Annotated in this window: 17 protein-coding genes and 2 tRNA genes; 14 read left to right on the top strand and 5 right to left on the bottom strand. The window is 62.7% G+C overall.

What is annotated here, in order from left to right; all coding sequences use genetic code 11:
• Positions 1–226: 226 nt before the first annotated feature.
• From nadC to ASD68_RS07105, 3 genes are all read right to left on the bottom strand, one after another.
• Positions 227–1,084, bottom strand: a complete 858-nt coding sequence (gene nadC / locus ASD68_RS07115) for a carboxylating nicotinate-nucleotide diphosphorylase (RefSeq protein ID WP_056604873.1) — start codon at positions 1,082–1,084, stop codon at positions 227–229.
• Positions 1,081–3,348 carry a DUF1631 domain-containing protein gene (locus ASD68_RS07110; protein WP_056604870.1) on the bottom strand — a complete coding sequence of 756 codons (2,268 nt, stop codon included), beginning with the start codon at positions 3,346–3,348 and terminating at the stop codon, positions 1,081–1,083. Before ASD68_RS07110 ends, nadC begins: the two co-directional genes overlap by 4 nt.
• A 152-nt stretch (positions 3,349–3,500) precedes the next feature.
• Positions 3,501–3,773 carry a Trm112 family protein gene (locus ASD68_RS07105; RefSeq protein ID WP_056080574.1) on the bottom strand — a complete coding sequence of 91 codons (273 nt, stop codon included), beginning with the start codon at positions 3,771–3,773 and terminating at the stop codon, positions 3,501–3,503.
• A 67-nt stretch (positions 3,774–3,840) separates the two neighbouring features.
• Between ASD68_RS07105 and purE the strand changes: the two genes are divergently transcribed.
• Both purE and ASD68_RS07095 read left to right on the top strand, forming a co-directional pair.
• A complete protein-coding gene (gene purE / locus ASD68_RS07100; protein WP_056080571.1) occupies positions 3,841–4,344 on the top strand; it encodes a 5-(carboxyamino)imidazole ribonucleotide mutase in 504 nt (167 codons plus the stop codon).
• Complete coding sequence (locus tag ASD68_RS07095) at positions 4,341–5,498, top strand: 5-(carboxyamino)imidazole ribonucleotide synthase (protein ID WP_056604866.1); 1,158 nt, start codon at positions 4,341–4,343, stop codon at positions 5,496–5,498. Before purE ends, ASD68_RS07095 begins: the two co-directional genes overlap by 4 nt.
• Before the next feature lie 79 nt (positions 5,499–5,577).
• On the opposite strand, the gene ASD68_RS07090 is transcribed toward ASD68_RS07095, so the two are convergent.
• A complete protein-coding gene (locus ASD68_RS07090; protein ID WP_056080564.1) occupies positions 5,578–6,156 on the bottom strand; it encodes a Fe-Mn family superoxide dismutase in 579 nt (192 codons plus the stop codon).
• Positions 6,157–6,267: 111 nt separating this feature from the next.
• On the opposite strand from ASD68_RS07090, the gene grxD reads away from it, so the two are divergent.
• The 8 genes from grxD to ASD68_RS07050 all read left to right on the top strand — a co-directional run bounded on the left by grxD (position 6,268) and on the right by ASD68_RS07050 (position 16,837).
• The gene (gene grxD / locus ASD68_RS07085) at positions 6,268–6,591 is read left to right on the top strand and encodes a Grx4 family monothiol glutaredoxin (RefSeq protein ID WP_040671014.1); all 324 of its coding nucleotides are present in this window, start codon (positions 6,268–6,270) and stop codon (positions 6,589–6,591) included.
• Positions 6,588–7,361: an SDR family NAD(P)-dependent oxidoreductase gene (locus ASD68_RS07080; protein ID WP_056604863.1), complete on the top strand. Its 774-nt coding sequence runs from the start codon at positions 6,588–6,590 to the stop codon at positions 7,359–7,361. The genes grxD and ASD68_RS07080 overlap by 4 nt, the downstream gene beginning before the upstream one ends.
• Positions 7,362–7,487: 126 nt before the next feature.
• Positions 7,488–8,087, top strand: coding sequence for a YhgN family NAAT transporter (locus ASD68_RS07075; RefSeq protein ID WP_056081082.1), 600 nt, complete (start codon positions 7,488–7,490; stop codon positions 8,085–8,087).
• A gap of 111 nt (positions 8,088–8,198) precedes the next feature.
• On the top strand, positions 8,199–9,935 hold the full coding sequence (locus ASD68_RS07070) for a lysophospholipid acyltransferase family protein (protein ID WP_056604862.1): 1,737 nt from the start codon (positions 8,199–8,201) through the stop codon (positions 9,933–9,935).
• Between the two features lie 223 nt (positions 9,936–10,158).
• On the top strand, positions 10,159–13,425 hold the full coding sequence (locus tag ASD68_RS07065) for a TonB-dependent receptor (protein ID WP_056604859.1): 3,267 nt from the start codon (positions 10,159–10,161) through the stop codon (positions 13,423–13,425).
• Positions 13,426–13,554: 129 nt separating this feature from the next.
• On the top strand, positions 13,555–14,952 hold the full coding sequence (gene ppnN, locus ASD68_RS07060; RefSeq protein ID WP_056080551.1) for a nucleotide 5'-monophosphate nucleosidase PpnN: 1,398 nt from the start codon (positions 13,555–13,557) through the stop codon (positions 14,950–14,952).
• A 68-nt stretch (positions 14,953–15,020) separates the two neighbouring features.
• A tRNA-Asn gene (locus ASD68_RS07055) sits at positions 15,021–15,097 on the top strand.
• Positions 15,098–15,259: 162 nt separating this feature from the next.
• Positions 15,260–16,837, top strand: a complete 1,578-nt coding sequence (locus ASD68_RS07050; RefSeq protein WP_156458354.1) for a beta-xylosidase — start codon at positions 15,260–15,262, stop codon at positions 16,835–16,837.
• 105 nt (positions 16,838–16,942) lie between these two features.
• Here ASD68_RS07050 and ASD68_RS07045 read toward each other — a convergent pair.
• A tRNA-Thr gene (locus ASD68_RS07045) sits at positions 16,943–17,018 on the bottom strand.
• Between the two features lie 280 nt (positions 17,019–17,298).
• On the opposite strand from ASD68_RS07045, the gene pilV reads away from it, so the two are divergent.
• The 4 genes from pilV to ASD68_RS16815 are packed head-to-tail and all read left to right on the top strand — an operon-like array spanning position 17,299 to position 25,300.
• Positions 17,299–17,883 (top strand): type IV pilus modification protein PilV, encoded by a 585-nt coding sequence (pilV, locus tag ASD68_RS07040; RefSeq protein ID WP_056604857.1) that lies wholly within the window; start codon positions 17,299–17,301, stop codon positions 17,881–17,883.
• A gap of 19 nt (positions 17,884–17,902) precedes the next feature.
• A complete protein-coding gene (locus ASD68_RS07035) occupies positions 17,903–18,985 on the top strand; it encodes a PilW family protein (protein WP_056080544.1) in 1,083 nt (360 codons plus the stop codon).
• Between the two features lie 5 nt (positions 18,986–18,990).
• Positions 18,991–19,722: a pilus assembly PilX N-terminal domain-containing protein gene (locus tag ASD68_RS07030; protein ID WP_162245063.1), complete on the top strand. Its 732-nt coding sequence runs from the start codon at positions 18,991–18,993 to the stop codon at positions 19,720–19,722.
• A 10-nt stretch (positions 19,723–19,732) separates the two neighbouring features.
• Complete coding sequence (locus tag ASD68_RS16815) at positions 19,733–25,300, top strand: hypothetical protein (protein ID WP_156458353.1); 5,568 nt, start codon at positions 19,733–19,735, stop codon at positions 25,298–25,300.
• Positions 25,301–25,314 lie beyond the last annotated feature (14 nt).

Here is a 25,314-nt window from a genome sequence, read left to right as displayed (position 1 = left end):
CCGGCATATCGTTCGGCCTGCGGTGCGGTCGGCGACGGACGATTCACCGGTTCGGGGAGTTGGCGCGCCGAGAGGTTGTGATTTTTCAATCTCGAAGCACGGTCGCGATGGGCGGGGGCGTGTCGATCACGCCGGTGATTCATTCGCGTGAGCGCTTCCGGGCATGTACCGGAAGCGCGACAGAGGTACACCACAGGAAGTGGTTTACCCCACAAACGCTGAGCCGTCAGCTCAATTGCAGGCGCAGGGAGAAATCCACCGCGTGGACATGCTTGGTCAGCGCACCCACGGAAATGAAATCCACGCCGGTGCGCGCGATGGCGCCGATCGTCTGCAGGTCGACGTTGCCCGAAGCTTCCAGTGGCACACGGCCGGCCGTGATCCGCACCGCTTCGGCCATTTGTGGCAGGTCGAAGTTGTCCAGCATGATGCGGTCCACATCCGTCTCCAGCGCCAGTGCCAGCTCGGCCAGCGTCTCCACCTCGACTTCAAGTGGCAGATCAGGGTGTTTTTGCCTCGCCGATTGCACCGCCGCTGCGAGGCTGCCCGCGGCGATGATGTGGTTTTCCTTGATCAGGATGGCGTCGTACAAGCCCATCCGCTGGTTGTGGCCGCCGCCGCAACGCACCGCGTATTTTTGCGCCAATCGCAGCCCCGGTACGGTTTTGCGGGTGTCGAGGATGCGCGCGGCGGTGCCGGCGATGGCCCCGACATGGGACGAGGTGACGGTGGCGGTGCCGGACAGCAATTGCAGGAAGTTCAGCGCCGAACGCTCCGCCGTCACCAATGCCCGGGCTTGACCGGAAAGGCGGCAGATCACGGCACCAGCCGTAGCCCGTTGCCCGTCCTGCAGCCGCCATTCGATATGGACTGAGGGATCCAGCCGCTGGAAGCAGGCCTCGAACCATGCGCTTCCGGCCAATACCGCGTCGTCACGGCAGGTGAGCTCGGCGCGCCCGTGGGCATCGGCGCCGAGCAGGTCCGCCGTTGCATCGCCTGCGCCGATGTCCTCGGCGAAAGCGCGTTCGATGTCGTTGCTGATCTGGTCGGGGGAAGGGGGCGAAAAAGGCGTGCCGGAATTCATTCTTCTTCTGTGACAGGGGACGGATGGCTGAGGCGGTCCACGATGGCGCTCATGGCTCGCTCGAACAACGCGTTGGCGGCCAGTACGCGCGCCTTGCCCTGCTTCAGCAGGGTGGCCAGCTCACGTGGCGCGTAATCCGCCACCTTCAGCCCGCGCCGATTCACGAACAGGTAGCGCCCGGTCATCGGGCTGATCCATGACAGCTTGGCCCGCGTGCAGGAGTCATCGGCGAGCGAGAGCTCCAGCCAGGTGCCCGACTGAAGCGCTTCCACCTGACGATACTCGGGGCTGTCCGTAGTGATGTCCGGAGACGCGAAACCGAGATTGTCGTCGTCGAAATCCGGTGCGGCCTGAACCAGCGGCTGGATGCTGTCGGGGATAGGCAGTGTGGATTCGTCCTCCGCCGGCGGTGCGGCGGAAGGGTTTATCTCGCCCAGTTGCTGGCGGTAGTAGGTATGCAACTGACCCAGCAGTCGCTCGATATCCGGCTCCTGGAAAGCGACATTGGCCAAGCCGTGACGTAGCGCCCGCTCGATGCCGGGCAACATCTGCCTAAGCGCCTGCCGGGCTTCAGGGGTTTGGGCGGGACGGCTGCTGGCGATGAATTCATTGACGAAATGCAGCGCCACCTTGAACTCGGTCGAATCATCGCCGTGACGCAACAGCAGCAGCACCATGTGATTGGCCCATGCGCGGGCCAGTACGCCATGGATCAACGGTGGCAATTCGTTGGTGCCGATCCGCTCGACGATTTCCCGGGCGGCGCGACGACGTGCGTATTCCAGCTTTTCGCGGCCGCGGGTGGATTCGGCCACGCGCAGCTCGGCCAGATCCGCGCGTTTCATGCTCAGTTCCTGGAACTGCTGCAGGTCCGCCAGGAGCCGGTCGAAAATGCCCATGTCATCATCGAATTCGTGCAGCAGCTGTTCGACGATGGACTTGACCTTCTCGTGCAGGCGCCGGTCGCGGTCGGATTCGTCGGACCAGCCCTTCGCCTGTTCCGCCAGGCCGTCGAGCAGGCGCCGTGCCGGATGCTGGCGATGCGCGAAAAGCTTGCGATCGATGATGGCCGCTTTCAGATAGGGAATCTGCAGTCGAGCCAGCAGCACCTGCATCTCCGGTGGCAGGTTGCGGTCTTCCAAGATGAATTCGAACAACATGCCGACCAGGTCGATGGTGTCCTCGTCGATCGAGGCCACCTGGCCCGGCCGTGCACCACGCAAGGCCCCGATCTGGCGCAGCAGTTGTTCCTTCAGCGCGGTGACCTCGTGGCTGAGGTTGGCACCGGACAGGCCGCCGGCCGATGGTTGCGCGTCAGTGGTGGCTATCTGGTTCTGCAACACGCTGAGTGCGCCCAGCAACTCGTTCACCGAGGGCAACGGGCCGCTGGAATAATTGCCCGCCCCGCCGTCGCCGCTTTCACCGGGATTGCCACGACGTGCACTGAACAGCGCATGCAGGGTTTGCAGCAGGTCGCCGGGAATGTCGCCCGACTCCTCGCTGGCCACGCCTTGGCGTTCGCCATTTACCGACGAGGACGCAGCCGCCGTACCGGACGGCTGGCGAGCCACGTGGGGGCGCAGTTGGGGCAGTACGCCAGCGCGAATAAGCTCCGCGTTGATCGCCTGATACAACTCCTCGAGCGCCGACAGTACATAGCGGTCGAACAGTTTGTAGATAATCAGCTTCACGCGCATGTCGGCACTGAGTTCGTGCAATGCCGTGCGGAATGCCTGGGACAGGATCGCGGGCGCGACGGGGTTGTTGCTGTCGTCGATCTTGTGGCCGCCGCAAATGACCGACAGGCGATGATTGACGGCGAACAGATCGCGGGACATGCGCGATTCGTTCTTGCCGATCATGCTGGTGATCGCCAGCGATTCTTCCAGTTCGTTGTCGGCAACCAGCGACAACTCCACCACGCCGGTAGGGGCGGGGGAATGCGTTGCCGACGGACGGCGGCTGGCCAGTTCGCCCAGCTCGCGCCCGATGGTGGACAGGAACGACCGCTCCACCGTCGCCCGACGCTTGCGCACGTCGCGCATGCCATCGAAGTAGTGCATCTGGGCCGCATTGTTCTCGGCCTTTTCGGCCAGGTCGAATAATGCGTCGTCGACATGCTCGAACACGTTGCCGACCCACTGCTGCAGCAAACGATTGGCAATGGTGCGAACCGTTGCAAGCAATTCACCGACGCGCTCGCTGGAAGGATCCATGCGCTGGTTCAAATTGACGATTTTTGATGAGTCACTGGCTTCGTTCATAGCCACGCCCCCGGAGCGTCATCAGTCATGCAGTGCCGCCCGGGCGAACCGGTCGGAATGCCACAATAAGCCAAAGCGAGCCCGCATGTCATGCCTGGCGCACATTATCAATGATCCGGTCGGCCCGATGGCCGCAGGGCATTTACTCGTTTTCAGGATGCCGCCGGAAAATCCGTCAGTTGCAGCGTACCGATACCTTCTTCCGGGAGCATGACAGGAATGCCATCGTCGACCCGGTAGATGACCTTCCGGTCCGTGGTGATCAGGCCTTCGGTGATGGGTTGGCTCACGCGGGCGTGCGCCACGGTATCGACGGATCCGGCGCTGATGGCCGAATTCAGGGCGTCGAGTTCATGCTTGCCCAGGGGCCGCACCGGTGTCTTGCTGACCGGGCAGCACAGGATGTCGAGTAAGCGCTTGTCCATGATGATTTATGCGGGATGCCGGAGCTGCGGAAAGCCCGTACAATAGCGGTTTTTGGACGGCCGAACCATGACAGCAGCAATCAGGGCGCCGCGCGTTGGCGTGGTGATGGGGTCACGTTCGGACTGGGAAACCATGCAGCACGCGGCCGATGTGCTGACCGAGCTGGGCGTGTCACACGAGGTGCAGGTGGTCTCCGCGCACCGCACGCCTGACTTGCTGTTTCATTACGCCGAACAGGCTGCCGGCCGGGGCATCCAGGTGGTGATTGCCGGGGCTGGCGGCGCGGCGCACCTGCCCGGCATGCTGGCGGCAAAAACGCGGCTGCCAGTGTTCGGCGTGCCGGTGCAGTCCAAGGCGCTCAACGGCATGGATTCACTGCTCTCCATCGCCCAGATGCCGGCCGGCATCCCGGTGGGGACGCTGGCCATCGGGCGCGCTGGTGCCGTCAATGCCGGATTGCTGGCCGCCGCGGTGCTGGCCTTGCACGACGGCGAGCTGGCCAAGGCGCTGGACGCGTGGCGCAGCCGCCAGACGCAAGCGGTGATCGATCAACCGGATCCCCGTCAATGACCGCTGATCGGCAGCCCGTGCTGGGCATTCTTGGTGGCGGTCAACTGGCCCGCATGCTGGCGCTGGCCGCGGCGCCGCTGGGCGTGAAGACCCTGGTCGTGGACGGCGTCGCCGATGCCTGCGCCGGTCAGGTGGCGCCGCTGGTGGTGGCCGACTGGACCGATTACGCCGCGCTGGAAGCGTTTGCCGCGAAAGTCGACGTGGTCACCTTCGATTTCGAGAATGTGCCTGCGGAAACCGCGCATTGGCTGGCTGAGCGCGTGGCGGTGTTCCCCGCGCCGCAGGCCTTGGCCGTCGCGCAGGATCGTCTGGCCGAAAAGACCATGTTTCGCGACTGTGGCCTGCAGACGGCCGCGTTCATGGCGGTGGATACCCGCGAGATGCTGGATCAGGCGCTGGCCACGATCGGCACGCCGGCCATTCTGAAGACGCGTCGGCTGGGTTACGACGGCAAGGGGCAGTTCCGCCTGCACTCGATCGCCGATGCCGATGCCGCATGGGCATCGCTGGGTGCGGCCGCCGCGCGGCATGGCCTGATCCTGGAGGCTTTCGTGCCGTTCCAGCGCGAGTTGTCGGTGATCGCGGTGCGCGGTCGCAACGGTGATTTCAACACCTGGCCACTGACCCGAAACTGGCATACCGATGGCGTGCTCAGCATGAGCCTGGCGCCCGCGCCGGATATCGATCAGCTGCAGGGCAGGGCCACCGAGCTGGCGCGCACATTGGCCGAGCGGCTGGGTTATGTCGGCGTTTTCGCGCTGGAACTGTTCGTGAAAGACGGCGAGTTGCTGGGCAACGAGATGGCGCCGCGCGTGCACAACTCCGGCCACTGGACGATCGAAGGCGCGCACACCAGCCAGTTCGAGAATCATGTTCGCGCCGTCCTCGGCATGCCGCTGGGTGATTGCGAGGCGCGCGGCGTATCGGCGATGTTCAACTGGATCGGCGACCTGCCGGATCCCGCGCCCGTATTGCGCACGGTGGATGCGCACTGGCATGACTACGGCAAACAAGCACGGCCGGGTCGCAAGGTCGGCCATGCCACGCTTTGCGCGCCCACGTCCGGCGCCCTGGCCGATCGTCTGGCTGATGTCGCCACGACACTGGGCCGCCTGCCGCAAGCGCAGCCGGCGCTGGATGCATTGACCCGCTAAGCGCCATCGCGACCGCGTCGACCCATAAAAAAACGGAGCCATGACGGCTCCGTTTTTTTGGTGGCGCTGACAGGAAAAATCAGGCCAGGTTCTTCGCCGCGAAATCCCAGTTCACGAGATTCCAGAACGCTTCCAGATACTTCGGGCGGGCGTTGCGGTAATCGATGTAATACGCGTGCTCCCACACGTCGGCGGTGAACAGCGGCTTGTCGGTGCCGGTGATCGGGGTGGCGGCGTTGGACGTGTTGACGATGCCCAGCGAGCCATCCTGGCGCTGCACCAGCCAGGTCCAGCCCGAGCCGAAGTTGCCGGCGGCGGACTTGGTGAACTCCTCCTTGAATTTCTCGACCGAACCGAACGCCTTGTTGATCGCGTCGGCCAGCTTGCCGGTCGGCTCGCCGCCGCCGTTGGGCTTCATCGAGTTCCAGTAGAACGTGTGGTTCCAGGTTTGCGCCGCGTTGTTGAACACGCCGCCGGACGACTTCTTGATGATGTCCTCGAGCGATGCGTTGGCAAACTCGGTGCCTTCGATCTGCTTGTTCAGGTTGGTGACATAGGCCTGATGATGCTTGCCGTAATGAAACTCCAGCGTTTCGGCCGAGATATGGGGCTCGAGGGCGCTTTTTTCGTACGGAAGGGGAGGAAGTTCAATTGCCATGATTGGCTCCTTGGCGATGGCGGAGGAAGCGCGACCGGTCGCAACGGCCGGCCGCTGGGGGGCTGATACAATGCCGGCCTGCACGCATTGTAAAGATGAAACATTCGAACCATGGATATTAACGAACGAATCAAGGCGATGCTTGCCGAGCATCCCATCGTGCTCTTCATGAAGGGTACGCCGGAATTTCCCATGTGTGGTTTTTCCAGCCGCGCGGCGCGTGCGTTGAGCGATGCCGGTGCGCCATTCCACGCCGTGAATGTGCTGGCCGATCCCCAGGTGCGCGCAGCGTTGCCGCATTTCGCCAACCTGCCCACGTTCCCGCAGATGTTCATCCAGGGCGAGTTGATCGGCGGCTGCGACGTCATCGAGGATTTGCAGGTGGCCGGTGAACTGGCACGCATGGCCAGCGACGTCGCGGAAACGACGCATTGACCGCGCTGCCTGTAGCCCGCTTGCCCGAGGGCTGGAAACCTGCGGCCGATACGCTGGCCGGGCGCGTTGTTCTCGTCACCGGTGCCTATGGCGGGTTGGGTGGCGCGGTGTCGCGCGCAGCTGCGCGCGCCGGTGCCACAGTCGTCATCACCGGCAAGCGCAAGCGCCAGCTGGAGCAGCTTTACGACGCCATGATGTCCGAGGGCTTGCCCGAGCCGGTGATCCATCCGCTGGACATGGAGGCGGCCACGCCCACCGATTACGCCGCGCTGGCCGAAGGGCTGGAGCGCGACTTTGGCCGTCTGGACGGCATCGTGCATGCGGCGGCGAATTTTGCCGGACTCACGCCCATCGTCATGCACAAGCCCGATGCCTGGCTGCGCACGATGCACGTGAATGTGTCGGCGCCCTTCGCGCTGACCCAGGCCTGCATGCCGCTGCTGCTTGGCGCGCCGGACAGCGCCGTGGTGTTCGTGCTGGACAACCCGGAGCTGTTGCAGCGGGCGCACTGGGGCGCCTATGGCGCATCGAAGGCGGCGCTGGAGCGGTTGGTGGCGATCCTGCATCAGGAAACCGACGACGGCGCGATGCGCACGCATGCGCTGCTTCCCGCGCCCATGCGCACCACGTTGCGGCGCATGGCCTATTTCGGCGAAGACTCCATGCAACTGCCGCTGCCTGATGCGACGGCGGAAGCGGCGGTTTACCTGCTTGGCCCCGATGCGGCACCGGCGCGTGGCGCGGTGCTGGACCTGCGCGACGGCGCCTGATTCCGAGCGGTACACCGCCTTCGCAGGCGGCCGCTGGTTTCGGTGTAAAACCGCAGTCTGTACGCAACCCCTGCACGGGTCGAACGACCCGCCACCCAAGGAGCCTCCGGTTCGATGGAAACGCAGATGACCACGTTGTCGGCGGGAATCATGTTGTTTCTGATCATGGACCCGCTGGGCAACATCCCGTTCTTCCTCAGCCTGCTCAAGGACGTGCCGCCGCGCCGGCGTCGCCTGGTGATGGTGCGCGAGCTGCTGATTGCGCTGGGCGTGCTGCTGGTGTTCCTGTTCGGCGGCCAGTTCATGCTGAAGCTGCTGCAGCTGAAGTCCGATTCGATCAGCATCGCCGGCGGCATCGTGCTGTTCCTGATCGGCATCCGCATGGTGTTTCCGCCGGCCGACGGCGGCGGCATCTTTGGCAAGGCGGGCGAGGGTGAACCGTTCATCGTGCCGATGGCGATCCCCGGCGTGGCCGGCCCGTCGGCCATGGCCGCGCTGCTGCTGCTGACCAACACCCAGCCCGGTCGCACCGCCGACTGGGTGATCGCCTTGTTGCTGGCGTGGCTGGCCACGTCGGTGATCCTGCTCAGCGCCACCTACCTGTTCCGCTGGCTGGGCGAGAGTGTGCTGACGGCGCTGGAGCGGGTCATGGGCATGTTGCTGATCGCCTTGTCCGTGCAGATGTTCCTGGGCGGCGTCGCCTCGTTCCTGCATCTGGCGATCTGAGCGCGAGGCGCTTTCCCTCGGCGCCCCGGATGAAGCGGCATTGACGCCGCACATACTCGACCTGTTGTCACAATCGTCTGACAGATTGGGGAAAACTCTCGAGGGCGCGACATGCTGAGCATTGAACAGGCGCTGGTCGAGCGGATGCCCTGGCTGGCGCAGCACCCCAGGATCCGCCGCCCCATGGCCGGGCTTTTCGGACGCCTGGCCGACGAATCCACCTTCAACCGCGTGCTTGACCAGGCTGGCGCTGCGCGCGGTTTCGACTTTGTCGACCGCACGCTGGCGCTGCTGGGAACGCGCAGCCACGTCTACCCGCAGCAGCGCGAGAACATTCCGGTGGACGGCCCGCTGCTGGTGGTCGCCAACCATCCGCTGGGCATGCAGGATGCGCTGGCGCTGTTGCAGTTGATCGGCTCCGTGCGTCGTGACGTGCGGGTGCTGGGCAACGACTGGCTGGCCGTGGTGCCGCAACTGGGGGACCTGCTGCTGCCGGTGGATGTATTCGGCAACGGCGCCGCTTCGCGCCTGCGTGGCATCTATCGCGCGCTGGACAACGGCGAGGCCTTGATCGTGTTTCCTGCCGGCGAAGTGTCGCGCATGCGCGCCACGGGCGTGCGTGACGGGCGCTGGTCGGATGGTTTCGCCCGGTTGTCGTTGCGGCGAAAGGTGCCGGTGCTGCCGATCCACGTGACGGCGCGCAATTCCGCCGCTTTCTACGGGCTGTCGATGCTGGCCAAGCCGTTGAGCACGGCGATGCTGCCGCGCGAGGCGGTGGCCGCGGGACAGCGGCGTATCGGCTTCCAGATTGGCGCCCTGATCGATCCCGATGAGTTGGCCTTGCGCAGCGGGAATTCGCCGGCACGCGCGACGGTGCTGATGCGGCGGCACGTCTATCGGGTAGCGCGTGGTCGCGGGCTAATCTTCGGCGGGCAGGTGGCGCTGGCGCATCCGGAGCCCGTGCAGCAGCTGGTCGACGAACTGGCCGGCGCCGAAAAACTGGGCGATCTGTCGGATGGAAAACAGGTGTTGCTATTCACCGGTTCGTGCGACAGCGCGGTGCTGCGCGAGATCGGCCGCTTGCGCGAGCTGACCTTTCGCAAGGTGGGTGAGGGCACCGGCCAGCGCTGCGACCTGGATGCGTACGACGCCCATTACGAGCACCTGCTGCTATGGGACCCGGTGGCGCAACGCATCGTGGGTGCCTACCGCTTCGGTCATGGCGCCCGGGTGCTGTCCGAGCGCGGAATGGCCGGTTTGTACACCGCCAGCCTGTTCCATTATTCGCCCGCGCTCGAGAGCCGCCTGAGCCAGGGACTGGAACTGGGGCGCAGTTTCATCGCTCCGGCGTATTGGCGGTCGCGGGCACTCGATCAGCTGTGGCAGGGCATTGGCCTGTATCTGCAGCGTCACCGTGAAATCCGCTACCTGTTCGGCCCGGTCAGCATGTCGGTGAAGCTGCCGCGCGAGGCGCGCGAGTGGATCGCCGTGGCGCACCAGCATTATTTCGGCGCGCCGGGCCTGGCCGCGGCGCGCCAGCCGTTCGTGGTGTCGCCGCAGGTGGCCGAGCGCGTGCATCAGGCACTGGCCGGGCTGGACCCGCAAGAGGGCCTGGGCCAGCTCAAACACCAGCTCGATGCCCTGGGCGTCAGCCTGCCGGTGCTGTATCGCCAGTACGTCGACTTGATGGAGCCGGCGGGTGTGCAGTTTCTGGACTTTGGCGAGGACCCGGATTTCTCCGGCTGTGTCGACGGCCTGGTGATGCTGGATCTGGCGAATCTGAAGGCGTCCAAGCGGGCGCGCTACCTGGGGGCGGCAGCGGCTGAATCGGTGAAATTTTATAAGTGACTGATATTCATGCATTAAACGTTGAGTTTTGGGGTGACCACGCGCATCGAGGCACCTGCAAGCGTTATAAAAGTGTCATACACTATCGTTAATATTTTTTAACAATCGAGGCCGTCGGTCGGCTTCGATGATGGTCCGAAACCTGTCCAGCGGCGTTGCCCGTGCCGTCCCGCAGTCACCGGCAACGCCCACGAATCCGTTGTGAGCCCAAGGTCGATCAAGAATGAATAACCCGATACGCACCAAGATCCTGCCCCTCGCCATTGCCTCCCTGCTGGTGGCGAGTGCGCCCGCCATGGCGCAGGTCACCTCGTCCGCCATCAGTGGGCGCGTGCTCGACAACGCCGGCCAGCCGGTGGCGGGCGCCACCGTGCAGATCGTGCATGAGCCTTCCGGCACCACGAAGATCACCACCACCGACGCCGATGGACGCTATTCGGCCCAGGGCATGCGCGTGGGCGGCCCGTTCGATGTGACCGCATCCAAGGCCGGCCTGACCCAGGGCGAGCAGGATCAGGTGTACCTGCAGCTGGGCCAGGAAAGCACGGTCAACCTGACCATGAGCGCCGAGCAGGCCAAGAATGTTCAGGACCTTTCCGGAGTGACAGTGTCCGCCAGCGCGTTGATGCAGACCTTCACGCCGGACAACAAGGGCCTGTCGACCAATCTTTCCGAGAAGCAGTTGCAGGCGACGCCGCAGGCTGACCGCTCGATCTCGGACATCGCGCGTCTTGATCCGCGCATCACGGTGACCGACCAGGGTTCCGGCGCCATCTCCGCCAACGGCCAGAACACCCGCTACAACAACATCAGCGTGGACGGCGTATCGCAGGGCGACCCGTTTGGCCTCAACGCCAACGGCCTGCCGTACCAGGGCTCGCCGATCTCGCCCGACACCATCGCCGAATACAACATCTCCACCGCGAATTTCGACACCACCTCCAACAGCGTGGGCGCCAGCATCAACGCGGTGACCAAGTCGGGTACCAACGATTTCCACGGCTCGGTCTACTACGCCTATCGCAACGCCAGCCACCTGGTAGGCGACGCCGGCTATCTGGACCGCGACGACCCGAACTACCACTACAAGGGCTACGGCATCGACGCCACCAAGGGCGTGACCCTGGGCGGCCCGATCGTCAAGGACAAGCTGTTCTTCTTCGTGTCCGCCGAGAAGCAGAAGACCACCGGCGTGGGCTCCTCGTCCAATGTGGCGTATGACCCGAGCCTCGGTGATGGCCCGTCCACCGGCAATGCTGTTTCTCCCGGCGACATCGAGCGCATCCGCAACATCGCCATCGGTTACGGCCTGGATCCGGGCGACGTTGCCGGAGGCACGACCGACCTGACGGATGACCGCTACCTGGTCAAGCTGGACTGGAACATCAGCAACAACCACCGCGCCAGCTTCACCTACCAGCGCACGAAAGAGTCGTATCCGAAGGTCAACGGCAACGGCAATTCGTCGGTCGGCCTGAGCAGCTACTGGTACACCACCAACAGCCTCACCGAGAACTCGGTGATCCACCTGTTCGACGACTGGTCCGACAATTTCTCCACCGAGGTGAAGATCGGCTTCCAGCAGTTCTCGCAGCTGGCGGGTGGCGCCAAGGACCAGCCGGCCATCCAGGTGCACACCGATTCGTTCAACAGCCCGTCGGTGAACCTGGGCGAAGACCAGTTCCGCCATTACAACGAAATCAACACCAAGCGCTGGACGGCGTTTGTCGCGGGCACCTATTACGCCGGCGACCACACCATCAAGGGTGGCCTGGCCTTCGAGCAGGACCAGATCTACAACCTGTTCGGCCGCACGGAGTTCGGTTCGTACACGTTCAACAGCATCGACGATTTCGCCGCCGGTGCGGGCAACTACGACAGCTATGAGCTGTACCAGCCCGCCGGCGACCGCGGCATCGGCGACATCGCCGCCAAGTGGACCTATCGCCAGTACACCCCGTTCCTGCAGGACACCTGGCAGGTCACCGACAACCTGTCGGTGATGTACGGCGTCCGCGTCGACATCCCGTACTCCGACCACAAGCCGCCGTACAACGCCGATGCCGCTGCCGCGTTCGGCTATCCGAACAACTACGCGGTCGGTTCCAGTAATCGCGTGGTCGAACCGCGTCTGTCGTTCAACTACAACTTCGAAGGCGACCGCATGATGCAGTTGCGCGGTGGCGTGGGCCTGTTCCAGACCACACCGCCCACGGTATGGATGACCAACCCGTACCAGAACAACGGCCTTACCCTCGTTGACTACAAGTACGGCTACGGCTCGCATTGCGACGCCAAGCCGGATTTCAGCCCGGACGCGCACAACCAGATCATCGACGACTCGCCCGGCTGCGCGGTGGCCGGCCCGGTGGATACGATCTCCAAGGACTTCCGCTTGCCCTCCGTGTGGAAGGCCGCGCTGGCGCTGGATCGCGAATTGCCGTGGTGGGGCATGATCGCTTCGGCCGAGTACCAGCACATCCAGGTGCGCAATGCGATCCTGTACAAGGCGATCAACCTGGGCACGCCCTCGGGCTACCTGCCTGACGGCCGCGAGCAATACTGGGTCACGCCTGGCGCGACCAAGGGCCCGAACAACGGTGCCAACCCGGCGTTCTCCACCGCTTCCACGCAGCTGACCAACACCCACAAGGGCAAGGCCGACAGCTTCACCCTGTCGCTGCGCAAGCCGTTCTCGGAGAACTTCTTCGGCAACGCCAGCTTCACCTTCAGCCATTCGACCGAGGTCAATTCGGGCGGCAGCTCGCAGGCGTTCTCCAGCTACCAGTACATGCCGCGCATCAATCCGAACGGCAACGAGAACGAAATTTCCGCCTACAACATTCCGCGCAGCCTCAAGCTGTCGCTGACCTGGCAGCACAAGTTCTTCGGCGACTACAACACGCAGATCTCGGCGTTGTACCTGGGCCACGACGGCCTGCCGTACAGCTGGGTCTACAGCGGCGACGCGAATGGCGACGGCATCAGCTATTACGACCTGGCCTACATCCCGCAGGTCAACGACGCGCTGGTGGGTGCCTACGTGGACAGCAAGGGCAAGCCCGCCAGTGCCCAGCTCGTGCAGCAGTTCCAGGACTACATCACGAACAACGAGTACCTCAATGCCCACCGCGGCGACGTTGCCGGCCGCAACGCCAGCCATCTGCCCTGGTCGAACGAGCTGGACATGAGCTTCGTGCAGGAGCTTCCGGGCTTCTTCAAGGGCCACAAGGGTGAGTTGCGACTGGATGTCTACAACTTCCTGAACCTGGTCAACAAGGACTGGGGCAGCGTGCCCTACATTCAGTACCAGACGCGCAACCTCGCCGGTTACAACGGCGTGGTGGACGGCAAGTACGTCTACAAGCTGCCGACCGACAAGAACGGCAACTACCAGGCAACGCCGATTGGCGTGTACGAATCGGGCCAGAACCCGACCCGCGTGGTTTCGCGCTGGTCGGCCATGCTGACCCTTCGCTACACGTTCTAAGCGAACCTGTGGATTGATCGAACAGACCGGCGTCCGCGAGGGCGCCGGTTTTTTTTGGCTTGACCCTGTCGACGCCCGCGCGTGAAGCTAACGAGTCCGCCGTATCGAGACGGCATGGAGATGTAGTGCATGAATGTTGTAAACACCGGTTCCGGCAAAGTCGCCACCGTCAGCGCGCGCATTTCGCCCGCGGGCGGCCTGGATATCCTGTCCCGCAACGAGGTGGTGCGCCTGCGTGGCGCCAGCGGGTCCGGGCTGCATGCACTGCTGCGCCGTTGCGCGCTGGCCGTGCTCACCTCGGGCAGCATCAGCGACGATCCGCGCGCCATCCTGGAGCGATATCCGGATTTCGACATCCAGGTGCTGCAGCAGGATCGCGGCATCAAGATCGAGCTTTCGCACGCGCCGGCGCAGGCGTTCGTGGATGGCCAGATCATCCGCGGCATCAACGAATTGCTGGTGGCGGTGGTACGCGACATCGTCTACGTGGCGACCCAGCTGGAGCACACCGGCGACGATCTCGATGAATCCGACCGGCTCACCGAGGACGTGTTCGAGATCCTGCGCAACGCGCGCATCCTCAAGCCGCATGCCGACCCCAACCTGGTGGTGTGCTGGGGCGGGCATTCCATCTCGCGCGAGGAGTACGACTACACCAAGCTGGTCGGTTACCAGCTCGGTCTGCGCGGCATGGACATCTGCACGGGTTGCGGCCCCGGTGCCATGAAGGGGCCGATGAAGGGCGCGACCATTGCGCACGCCAAGCAGCGCCACCGGCACAACCGCTATATCGGGCTGACCGAGCCGGGCATCATCGCCGCCGAATCGCCCAACCCGATCGTCAACCACCTGGTGATCATGCCGGACATCGAGAAACGCCTCGAAGCCTTCGTGCGCATCGGCCACGGCATCATCGTGTTTCCCGGCGGCGTCGGCACCGCCGAGGAGATCCTCTACCTGCTCGGCATCCTGCTGCATCCGGACAACGCCGATACGCCGTTCCCGCTGATCTTTACCGGGCCGAAACAATCGGCGGCGTACTTCGAGCAGATCGATCAATTCCTGCGCCTGACCCTGGGCGATGAAGTGGCCGAGCGTTACCAGATCATCGTCGACGACCCGGCGACGGTGGCACGGGCCATGGTCAAGGGCGTGGAAAAGGTTCGCCACCACCGGCTGGATACCAAGGATGCCTTCTTCTTCAACTGGGCACTGCAGGTGCCGTATGCGTTCCAGCTGCCGTTCCAGCCGGACCACGCCGCGATGCGGGCGTTGCAGATCCGGCATGATCGGCCCCGCCACGAACTGGCCGCCGACCTGCGCCGCGCGTTTTCCGGCATCGTCGCCGGCAACGTGAAGGAGGAGGGTGTGCGCGCCATCGAGCAGCACGGGCCGTTCGACATCGACGGCGACAGCGACATCATGCAGGCCCTGGACAAGCTGCTGCAGGCCTTCGTGGAGCAGCAACGCATGAAGCTGCCCGGCGGCGCGGCGTACGTGCCTTGCTACCGCGTGCGTACGCCTTGAAAAGGGCGCGAAATTTGCTCCCGATGGGTTGACAGCTGAGCGCACGAACTACAAACTACGCAGCTCCCGCCCGAATAGCTCAGCTGGTTAGAGCACTTGACTGTTAATCAGGGGGTCGTTGGTTCGAGTCCAACTTCGGGCGCCAAAATTCAAGCAAAGGGCCGCGAGTGATCGCGGCCCTTTTGCGTGGGCGGTACCCACGGTTTGTTCCGCGGCGAAAGCCCTTGGTGCCCTGCTTGCGGCAACTGGTGAAAATCGTAAAGGCCGCTGCCGGAAATCGCTGGCCCGGGTTTGCTTTACTGGCGCCATGAACATGCCCACTTTCCGCCGTTCCCTTACCGCCTGCAGCCTGGTTGTGCTTCTGGTCTGCCTGGTGCCCGTCGTCTACGCCGCGCAAGGGGTACGACATATCGACATCGATGTGCAGGGGAAGACGTCGCCGCTGGATCGTTTCTTCAATTTCTCCATCGGCTCCGATTACCCCGGCACGCTGATGCGCGACGACAGCCTCGCGCAGCTGCAGACCGCAAGGAAGGAACTGGGCTTTCGCTACATCCGTTTCCACGCCATCTTCCACGACGTGCTCGGCACCTATCGCGAGGTCGACGGCAAACCGGTTTATGACTGGACCGGCATCGATGCGCTTTACGATCGCTTGCTCGCGATGGGCATCCGCCCGTTCGTGGAGCTGGGCTTCACGCCGGAGGCGATGCGGACCTCGGATCAGCACCTCTTCTACTGGAAGGGCAACACCTCCCATCCGGTGCTTTCGAAGTGGAGCGCGCTGGTGACCGCGTTCGTGCGTCACCTGGAGCAGCGCTACGGCCAGCAGGAGATCCGGCGCTGGTATTTCGAGGTCTGGAACGAGCCGAACCTGAGCGGCTTCTGGGAGGGCGCCGATCAAAAAGCCTATTTCGACCTTTTCGATGCCACCGTGCGCCACATCAAGCAGGTCGATCCGCAATTGAAAGTGGGCGGCCCGGCCACGGCGGGTGCGGCCTGGGTGCCCGAGTTGATTGCGCACGCCAGGCAGGTCGGCGTGCCGATCGATTTCATCACCACGCATACCTATGGCGTCGATGGCGGCTTCCTCGATGAGCATGGCGAGAGCGACACCAAACTCTCGCCATCACCGGATGCGATCGTCGGCGACGTGCGCCGCGTGCGCCAGCAGATCGAGCAATCCTCCATGCCCGGCCTGCCGCTGTACTTCACCGAGTGGAGCAGCAGCTATACGCCACGCGATCCCGTGCATGATTCGTACGTCAGCGCCGCGTACATCCTCGGCAAGCTCAAGGCGTCGGAAGGTTTGGCGCAGGGCATGAGCTACTGGACCTTCAGCGACCTGTTCGAGGAACCGGGCCCGCCCACGGCGCCGTTCCAGGGCGGTTTCGGCCTGATGAATCCGCAGGGCATCCGCAAGCCGGCCTGGTTCGCCTACAAGTATTTGAACCGGCTCGGCGCAAGCCAGCTGAAAACCGCCGACGCGCAGAGTTACGTGACGTGGGACGACGGCGTGCTCAAGGTGCTGGTCTGGGATTTCGTGCAACCAACGCAGGACAAGAGCAACCGCCCGTTCTACACGAAGGTGTTTCCCTCCCGGCAGGATGGCGCCGTCACGCTCGACCTGAAGCATCTGCCGCCGGGCACCTACCAAGCCGCGGTTTACCGCACGGGCTACGACGCCAACGACGCGTACACCGCCTATCTGCGCATGGGTTCCCCGGCGTCACTGACGCCAGGCCAGTTGCAGCAATTGCAGGCGGCCACCACCGACCAACCCGGGATTCTCGCGGTGATGGTCGACGCCGATGGAAAGGCAAGCGTGCCCGTTCCGATGCGAACCAATGATGTCGTGCTGATGGAGATCAGGCAGAGCCCCTGAGCGCGAAGCCTGGCGTGGGTGGCTTCACCTCAGCGGGGAGCTTCGCCGACACAAGAAAGCCCCGGAAAACTCGCGCTTTCCGGGGCTTCGGGTCTTGCAGGAAACTGGTGCCGGAAAGAGGAGTCGAACCTCCGACCTACGCATTACGAATGCGCCGCTCTACCAACTGAGCTATTCCGGCAGTGAGCCGCGAATTTTACGGGGCGGGAGGTGGTTGGCGCAAGCTGTGTGGCGGGCAGGCATTCCGCAGGGCGTGCGCCGCAAGCGCTGGTCGGCAACCTTTTCCCCGCCGCACCCTTAATACCAGGCATGCCCGCACCTATCGCGCACCGGACCACGGTCACGTTTTCACGGTGCCCGGACACCGCTCATCGGGCCGTTGCTACCGCTTGTCGGGAGAGGGCTGGTCGAGAGCTGCGGAATGGCTACATTGCACGAAGGGGTATCAGGGAGAATTTTCCATGCAAGTCTTGTCGCGTCAGCGAGGCGTCTCGCTGATCGAGGTGCTGGTCGCCATGCTGATTTTCAGCATCGGCGTGCTGGGCATCGCGCTCATGCAGATCAAGGGTGCCCAATACACCAAGCAGGCCGGGGCACGTACCGTCGCCGTATTGCAGGCACGGTCGCTGGCCGACGCCATGCGCGCCAATCCTGCGGGGGTTTATGGCGTAGCCAGCGAGACGGATATTGCCGCGAAGAATGGCGATCTCAGCGACAGCTACTACGCCTATGACGGTACGGCTACGCCATCGAGTTCGGGGTGCCCGAATGCGGCCTGCAAGCAGGCCAAGGGTGATTTGGCACGTTGGGTTACCCAACTCAGGGCGGGCGCGGCGGTTCCGCTCAAGGCCAACGGCAGTGCCGATGCGTCCGGCCTGGCCTTGGTCACGGTAAGGGGCACCGACCCCACTGGGGCCTCCAGCGCCGACGCCTCTCAAAGCGGAACCCTTGTCATCACATCGAGCTGGAGCGGCATGCGCGCCAACGCCAGCGGAGTCCCCACCAATGATTCATACAGTTTCGACTACCAGCCCAGCCAGTTCTGAGGTTGCCGATGGCCGTGTCATGCGTGGCATGGCACACGCTGCACGGGGCTTTTCGCTGATCGAGCTGATGATCGCCATGGTGCTGGGCCTGCTTGTGGTGGCCGGCTTGATCAACCTGTTCGTGGCCAATCGCAAGGCCTACCAGGTGCAATCGGGCAACAACTACCTCCAGGAAAACATGCGTATCGCCTCCGATCGTCTGGGTTGGTCGTTGCGCATGGTGGATTTCTGGGGCGGTAACAAGGCTGTTGGCGTGACGGTTGACTCCAGCGCCAGCGCCACGGTGACGGACAACGGTGATTGCGACGGCAACTGGGCCACGGCCATCACGTACTCGACCACTGGCGGCGGTGGCATTTTCGGCTACAACGGCGCCGCCAGTCCGCCGATAGATTCGACATGCATCGGCGGCACCGCCAATTACGTGCCCGGTTCGGACGTGCTGGTGCTGCGCTATGCCGATCCGCAAGTGTTGTCGCCCGGCCCGGTGCCTGTTGCGGCCAGCACCATCACCGGCAACGCGGACCGGATCTTCCTGCTTTCCACACCGGGTAACAGGGCCGAACTCTTCGCTGGCAGCGTGCCGGCTCCGCAGCCCAATGCCACCTTGATGCGGTATGCCTATCCCTATCAGATCGATATGTACTACCTGCGCCCGTGCAACGTGATGACGGGCAGTACATGCACCGCTTCGGCGGATGGTGGCCAGCCCTTGCCCACGTTGATGCGCATGCGCTTGAGTGACGGCAATTTCGTTTCCGATCCGGTGGTGGATGGTATCGAACAGCTCAAGATCGAGTATGGGGAGGCATCCGCTGCCACGGGCATGGCGCCCGAGTACCACTCTGCGGACAATGTTGGTAACTGGGCCGACGTGATCTCGGCGCGCGTATCGCTGGTGGCGGTCAACCCAGTGCGGGACCTCACAGTGCCGCACGTGGCGACCTATACCCTGGGCAACTGCACCTACACCATCAACAATGGCAGCGCGGCAACCACCACCGGCTGCGCCGGCTTCAAGCCTTACGGTGACAAACCCTGGCAATTCGTGCGTGCCAGCCAGCAGTTCGTCGTGCAGCTGCGCAACCGGGTGAGGGGATGATTGCCATGCCGACACCAGTTAATTCACGGGGCATCGTCGTGCCATCGAGTCGGTATCAACGCGGCGTGGCCCTGTTCGTCGGGCTGGTATTTCTTGTCATGCTGAGCCTGGTGGCCTTGATGGTGATGAAGGACACCTTGCTCGAGATGCGCATGACCACCGCCACCGCGCGGCACGAGCAGGCATTCGAGGCAGCCGAGCGGGCGCGGGTGATTCCGGAGGCCATCCTGGCCGATCACGTGTTCAACCGCGGCTGGCCAGTCAGCTGGGGTGGCAGCGTGCCGGATGGCAAATTCGACCTGTACACCACGTTCGCCCACCGCGAGGCGTGGATCGATCTGATCAACCCCAAAACCAATGATGGCGAAGGTCTGCAGACATCCTGCGGCGGCAGCAACCTGGTCATTTTCTACATGCCGCAGACCTGCGCCACGCATACCGAAAGCTACAACTACGATTCATCGACCTGGGACGACGCTGTGGTCATGAACACTTGTGCGGATGGCAGCGAGTCCTGCGGGGCAAGCCAGAAGATCAATAGCCGGGTTGCGATCGTCCGCGACGGCGTCATGCTCAACAAGGGCTCCGGCGCAGCGTCGCAGCAGGGCTATTCCAGCGTCGGTGTGGGTACCGCCAAGGGTGGTGGTGCGTTGCTTCTGCAGGTACGCAGCGACACGAAGGTGCCGGGTAATGGCGAGGCCGCCACCATTGCTCAATACAAGCTGGAAATCAAATGAGGACGCAGGCATGACCACGTTCAAAAACATTTTGCGCGGCCTGTGGCTGAGCCTCCCGATAGTCATCATCAGTGGCGTGGCCCTGGTGGGTGTTTCCGCCCAGAGCACGGCTCCGGCGGTGACACCGGGCAGGATTTCCACCGCGGATATGCCTGATTTCGAATCGTACCCCTCCGGGGTCAATGCGCTCGCCGCACCCCACGTACCGCCACTGGTCATGCTGGTGATGTCGCGGGACGAGCAATTGTTCAACAAGGCGTACCCGGATTACACCGACCTGGATAACGACGGCAAGATCGATACCACTTATAACAACGCTTTTATCTATAACGGCTATTTCGATCCGGATATCTGCTACAGCTATAGCAGTGACAGCGGAACCTATTCCTCGAGTACCAAAGCAACCACACACCAGTGCTCCGGTAATTGGAGCGGAAACTTCCTCAATTGGGTGGCAATGAGCCGCCTGGATATTATTCGCTGGGTTCTTTATGGAGGCACACGTAGCATCGACACCGCTACCAGCACTGTCCTTGAACGTGCAGAAATTCCGGACGACCTGCACGCATGGGCGAAGGTCTACTCCGGTGCCGATATCAACAAATACACGCCTCTTACGGGGACTCAAACTTTTTGTAATGTATCCACGGGCAACACAGGCACAACAGGCGGCTGGAATACCCCAACTCAAGCCATATCCGGCATCAAAAGCACGCCAGTCATTCGCGTGGCTTCCGGCAATTGGTCGGACTGGGCATCAACGGCCAAGTTGCAGTGCCAATGGAGATCCGGTAACGGCAATGCTGAAGGTGATAGCGCCAGGCCATCGAGCGGTGCCGATTACAAGGCGCGGGTTACGGTATGCAAGAACGGCGCCGTGCAACCCAACGAGTCGTACTGCGTCGCGACGGGAACTTCGCTGAAGCCGGAAGGCCTGCTGCAGAAATACAGCAAGAACGGTGGTTCCGACATCAAACGTTTTGGCCTGGTCACCGGATCCGTGACCAACGCCCGCAAAGGCGGGCAACTGCGCCGGAACATAGGCAAGCTGGCTTCCAATGCTCCTACTGGCACTGCCACCGGCACCGGTTGTGAGGTTGGTGACGAGTTCAATAGCAAGGACGGCACGTTTTGCTATAAAAAGAAGACGGCCACCGAAGGCATCGTCATGACCCTCGACCGTCTGCAGGTGTTCGGATGGAATGGAGTGGACTATGGAACGTCGGGTTCGACGGCCTGTAATGCCCCCGGGGGCAACGCATGGGGTGGGCGTGGCTATGATATTCAGCAGAATCCAGCTAAGTGCCCGGATTTTGGTAATCCGCTGGCTGGCATGTACGCGACCGCGTTGCAATATATCCACGGCGATATCACGCCCACTCGTGAGACAGGCAGCCCACTCCCCACGCCGGCCTGGGTTGACCCGTACGGGAAACTCACCGACGGCAGTTTTCGCAACAAGGAGTGTGCGGCCTGCTCCATCGTTCTGATAAGCAGCGGACTGAATACCTTCGACGCGAAGAACGTGCCGGCGGTGACCCTGACGGGATCTTCCACGCTGGATGCTACTGGCCTGACGGATGCCATCCAGAATGCCGAGGGAATCAGTGGGAGTTACATGCTCTCGATCAATGCACTCGAGACTACCCCGACGCTTACTGTCGCTGATAAAACCACTAGCGACACCACCTTCTGTGCACCCGCGTCCATAGGCAAGCTCTCCAACCTGGTGGGTATCTGCAATGGTGCGCCGGGCCAGCAAGGGAGCTATTTGCTGGCAGGTCTGAGCTATGGAGCGTGGAACGCCGATGGCTCTTCGGCGATCCGTAAAATGACCGATGCCACCCTGCTCAAGTTTCAGGTGAAGACCTACGGTGTGTCGTTATCCGATAATCTGCCGTCGTTCAACATCAACGTGGGCAACGGCAAGTCTGTTTCACTGTCTCCGAGTTGCCGCGCTGATCCAAATAACGGAGGTAATTTCGCCACCTGCTATATCGGCAATGTCCGTGTTGGCGCGCAGAAAGCCTACGACGGGAAGGGCTCCACGACATACGGATTGACGCCAGCTGGCGTTTATTCGAACGTTGGAAGCTTCTATTTGATCTGGGAGGATTCGCAGTACGGTTCGGATCATGACCAGGATGAAGCTAATATCATTTCCTATTGCGTTGGTAAAAGTTGCAATCTTCCATCGACTGTCGTGAGCGGTGGTGTGGCGATATGCGATCCGGCGGTTATGAACGGAACGGTGCTGGACAGTTCCCGGACGATAGGAGATGCGTGCGACAGCAACGGCAAGCTGAAGTCACCCATGCCGGATGGTAGTACTGACGTGATCATCCGAAATCAGCTGGTGGCATATAGTTCGGCCCCCATGAAAATCGGCTACCAGATAAGCGGTACGACGAAAGATGGGCTTGTGGAATTCTCGGTCAGGAACAGTGAGGCGAGCCAGGGAACCAATGACAGGAATGGTTCTTCATTCAATTGCAACCTGCTCGGTAACGCCTCTGGCAACCTCGGTTCTGGCGGCTGCAGCAGCAGGCCGCAGATCACGCGCTTTTCCGTTGGCACGGGAACCCCTGTGGCCATGCTGCAAACACCGCTGTGGTACGCGTCCAAGTACAGCGGCTTCAAGGATGATGCACCTGTCCTGCCCACTAACCACAGTGATCCGGAGAACTACTTCTTCGCCCGCAACGCCGGTGCGTTGAAGGAACAGTTGAAGGCGGTTTTCGACAGTATCAGCTCGTCGGCAGCCGACAACTTCGGCAACGCCACCACGCCTTCGTCGAGCAATGACGTCAAGGGTTATGGCCTGTCTTATCAGGTGCAGTACTACCAGCAACGCAACGACGTAAAGTGGACGGGCAGCCTGCAGGCATTTTGGTCCGACGGCAGTTATCTGCGGGAAGGCACCACCAGTGGTGCCCAGGAGCTGGAGAGTTCCGCCTATTACGTGACGACCGGAAAGAACACCGCAAGCACGTTGACGGATGCGATGACCAGTTATCGCTGCGCCATCCCGCCTGCTGGACAGGATTTTGACCCGACTCAGCATACGGGCGACTGCTCCATGGTCACGGAGTTCAACCCGCTGCGGCCTGCATGGGACGCCGGCAAGTGGCTCAATGCGTATTACGACCCGACGGCGGCCAGTGACAGCGCTGCGGCCAAGGCGATTGCCAACCTGGCCAAGCAACGCACCTACGGGGATGCCACGGATCTCAGTGGCAACAGCCAGCGTTACATCTTTACCTATCTCACCGGTGCACCGAACGGTTCCACGGCGACGGGCACGGTGACGACGGGTTCGCAGACGGATTTCGTGTGGAATGCGGGCAGTTGTGATGCCACGACTGGCAAGTACACCCTTTCAGCAACATCGGGTTTCTGTGGTGGCATCGGTACCGACGGCAAGCGCTTTGGCAATTACGGCTTGCTCAACGAGAAAGACCCCGCGCTAGCCGAGAAGCTGGTCAATTGGGTGCGGGGTGTGGAGTACCCGAAGGACTACCGCAGCCGCACCGGCACTACCCTGGGCGATCCCAAACACGTGGATGAGAATGGGGCGGACGCGCCCATCGCCGGCACCACCTATACCTATCGGCTGGGCGACATCGTGGATTCGTCGCCGATGATCGTAGGTACGCCGGCGGAGTCGTATGACTTGTTGTACAGCGACTTTGGCTATGCCGCGTTCCGCGCCAATTACCAGAGCCGCCGTCAGATGGTTTACGTGGGCGCCAATGACGGCATGCTGCATGCCTTCAATGGCGGCTTCTATATCGCCGGCCAGGCGGGCCCCGACCCGACCAACCCGACGGCACTGCGTCAGCTGACGTCGGAAAGCGGCATGACCACCGGCAACGCCAGCGTGAAACTGGGCAATAACTGGCAGCTGGGCCAGGAGGTATGGGCGTTTGTCCCCGACAATCTGGTGCCGCATTTGCGTTGGCTGGCCGACAAGGACTACACGCACGTTTTTTACGTCGACGGTTCGCCGGTAGTGACTGACGCGCAGATCTTCACGTCAGCTGCCATTACGGGTAACAGCACAGCGTGCAAGGCTGGTACGGCAGGTACGGCGGATATCGACAGCAAGGGGCATGTCTGCGGATGGGGCACGGTGATGGCTGTGCCGTTCCGTCTCGGCGGCGGTCCCATCAGCGTGGACACGGTGGGTAACGGCACGGCCGCCGATATCCAGGCGTCCAACTCGGCCTACGTGATCCTCGACGTGACCGACCCGGAACAGCCACCCACCGTGCTCGGCGAGATTGTGACGGGCACCTTCGCTTCGGCGGCGCCAGCGTTCTCGGTACACCGCGAGGCCGACGGCAAGCTGCATTTCCTTCTGACCGTAGGTTCTGGGCCGGCCGACAACGGTGGCCCGAATGGTGACAGCGGCGACAAGCCGGTATCGGCCCCATACGACACCAAGCTCAAGGTCTGGGTTTACGATCTGGCCGACATGGTGTCCAGCAAGAGCAGTACGCCGGTGGCGTCGCTGGTGGATACCGGTCCCGCCAACAGTTTCGCGGGGGACATGATTTCCACGGACTTCGACCTGAACTTCAGCAGCGAAGGCGTGTATTTCGGCGCAGTCACCAACCCGGACAAGAGTGTGGAGGTCAAGAAAGCGACCTATACCGGTGGGCTGTGGAAGCTCGACATGAACACCGGCGGCACAGCCGATGCGGATGGCAACGCCACGGCAGCCGATACCAGTGATCCGTCGACATTCAAGCTGGTGCAGGTGATTGGCACGGATCAACCGGTCACCATTCGTCCCACGGTGGCGCTGGACCCCACGGGTCGCCCGATGCTGTTCTTCGGTACGGGTCGCTCCTACACCACCAACGACGATGACGGTGCGTCGGCCCAGGGAACGCAGCAGCAGTACATCTACGGCGTCTCCGACAACAGCCTGATCAGCTGGCTGGATGCGGACTGCAAGAAAATGCCCACGACTGATCCGCTGTTTGATACCACCAGCGTGGAAGTCGCGGCCGAGGACGCAGAGGTTAGCGGTTTACCCACCGAAGGTTTCGATGATGTAAATACCGTAGATAATCTCGCCGCCAAGTTGACGTCACAAGACGCCACCACGGGTTGCTACAACTATTCCGGCTGGAAGTTGAAGCTGACGGCGGGGAACATCGACAATCAGGTTCCTTCCGAACGTGTCGTGAGCAGCCAGACCTTGTACGCGGGCGATCTGCAGACCACGACTTACCTCCCGGCCAGCCGGCAGAAGAAGCTCGATTCCGGGGAAAGCCAGTGCCGGCCGATCCCCGTACCCGGCAACAGCAACCTTTATGCGATGAACTATCTGACGGGCACGGCTGACCCCGCGCTTGCCGGGTCCTTCGGTACGGATGCCTCGGGCAACGTCAACCGCAAGGTGGGACTTGGCGGCGGCAAGGCGTCGGCGCCCGTGCTGATCGTGAAGGATGGCCAGGTGACGGCGGCGGTCGGCCTGAGTGGCGGCACCAAGCTGCAGGAGCTGGGGTCGGTAGGGGGAGCCAGCAATGGCGAAATTTCATGGCGTGAGCCTATGGACAACCAATGAAGACAAACAAGCAT

This window comes from Rhodanobacter sp. Root627 (assembly GCF_001427835.1).
Classification (GTDB): Bacteria; Pseudomonadota; Gammaproteobacteria; order Xanthomonadales; family Rhodanobacteraceae; genus Rhodanobacter; species Rhodanobacter ginsenosidimutans.
The sequence above is the reverse complement of the archived record's forward strand: the minus strand, read 5'-3'. Positions and strand labels throughout refer to the sequence as shown.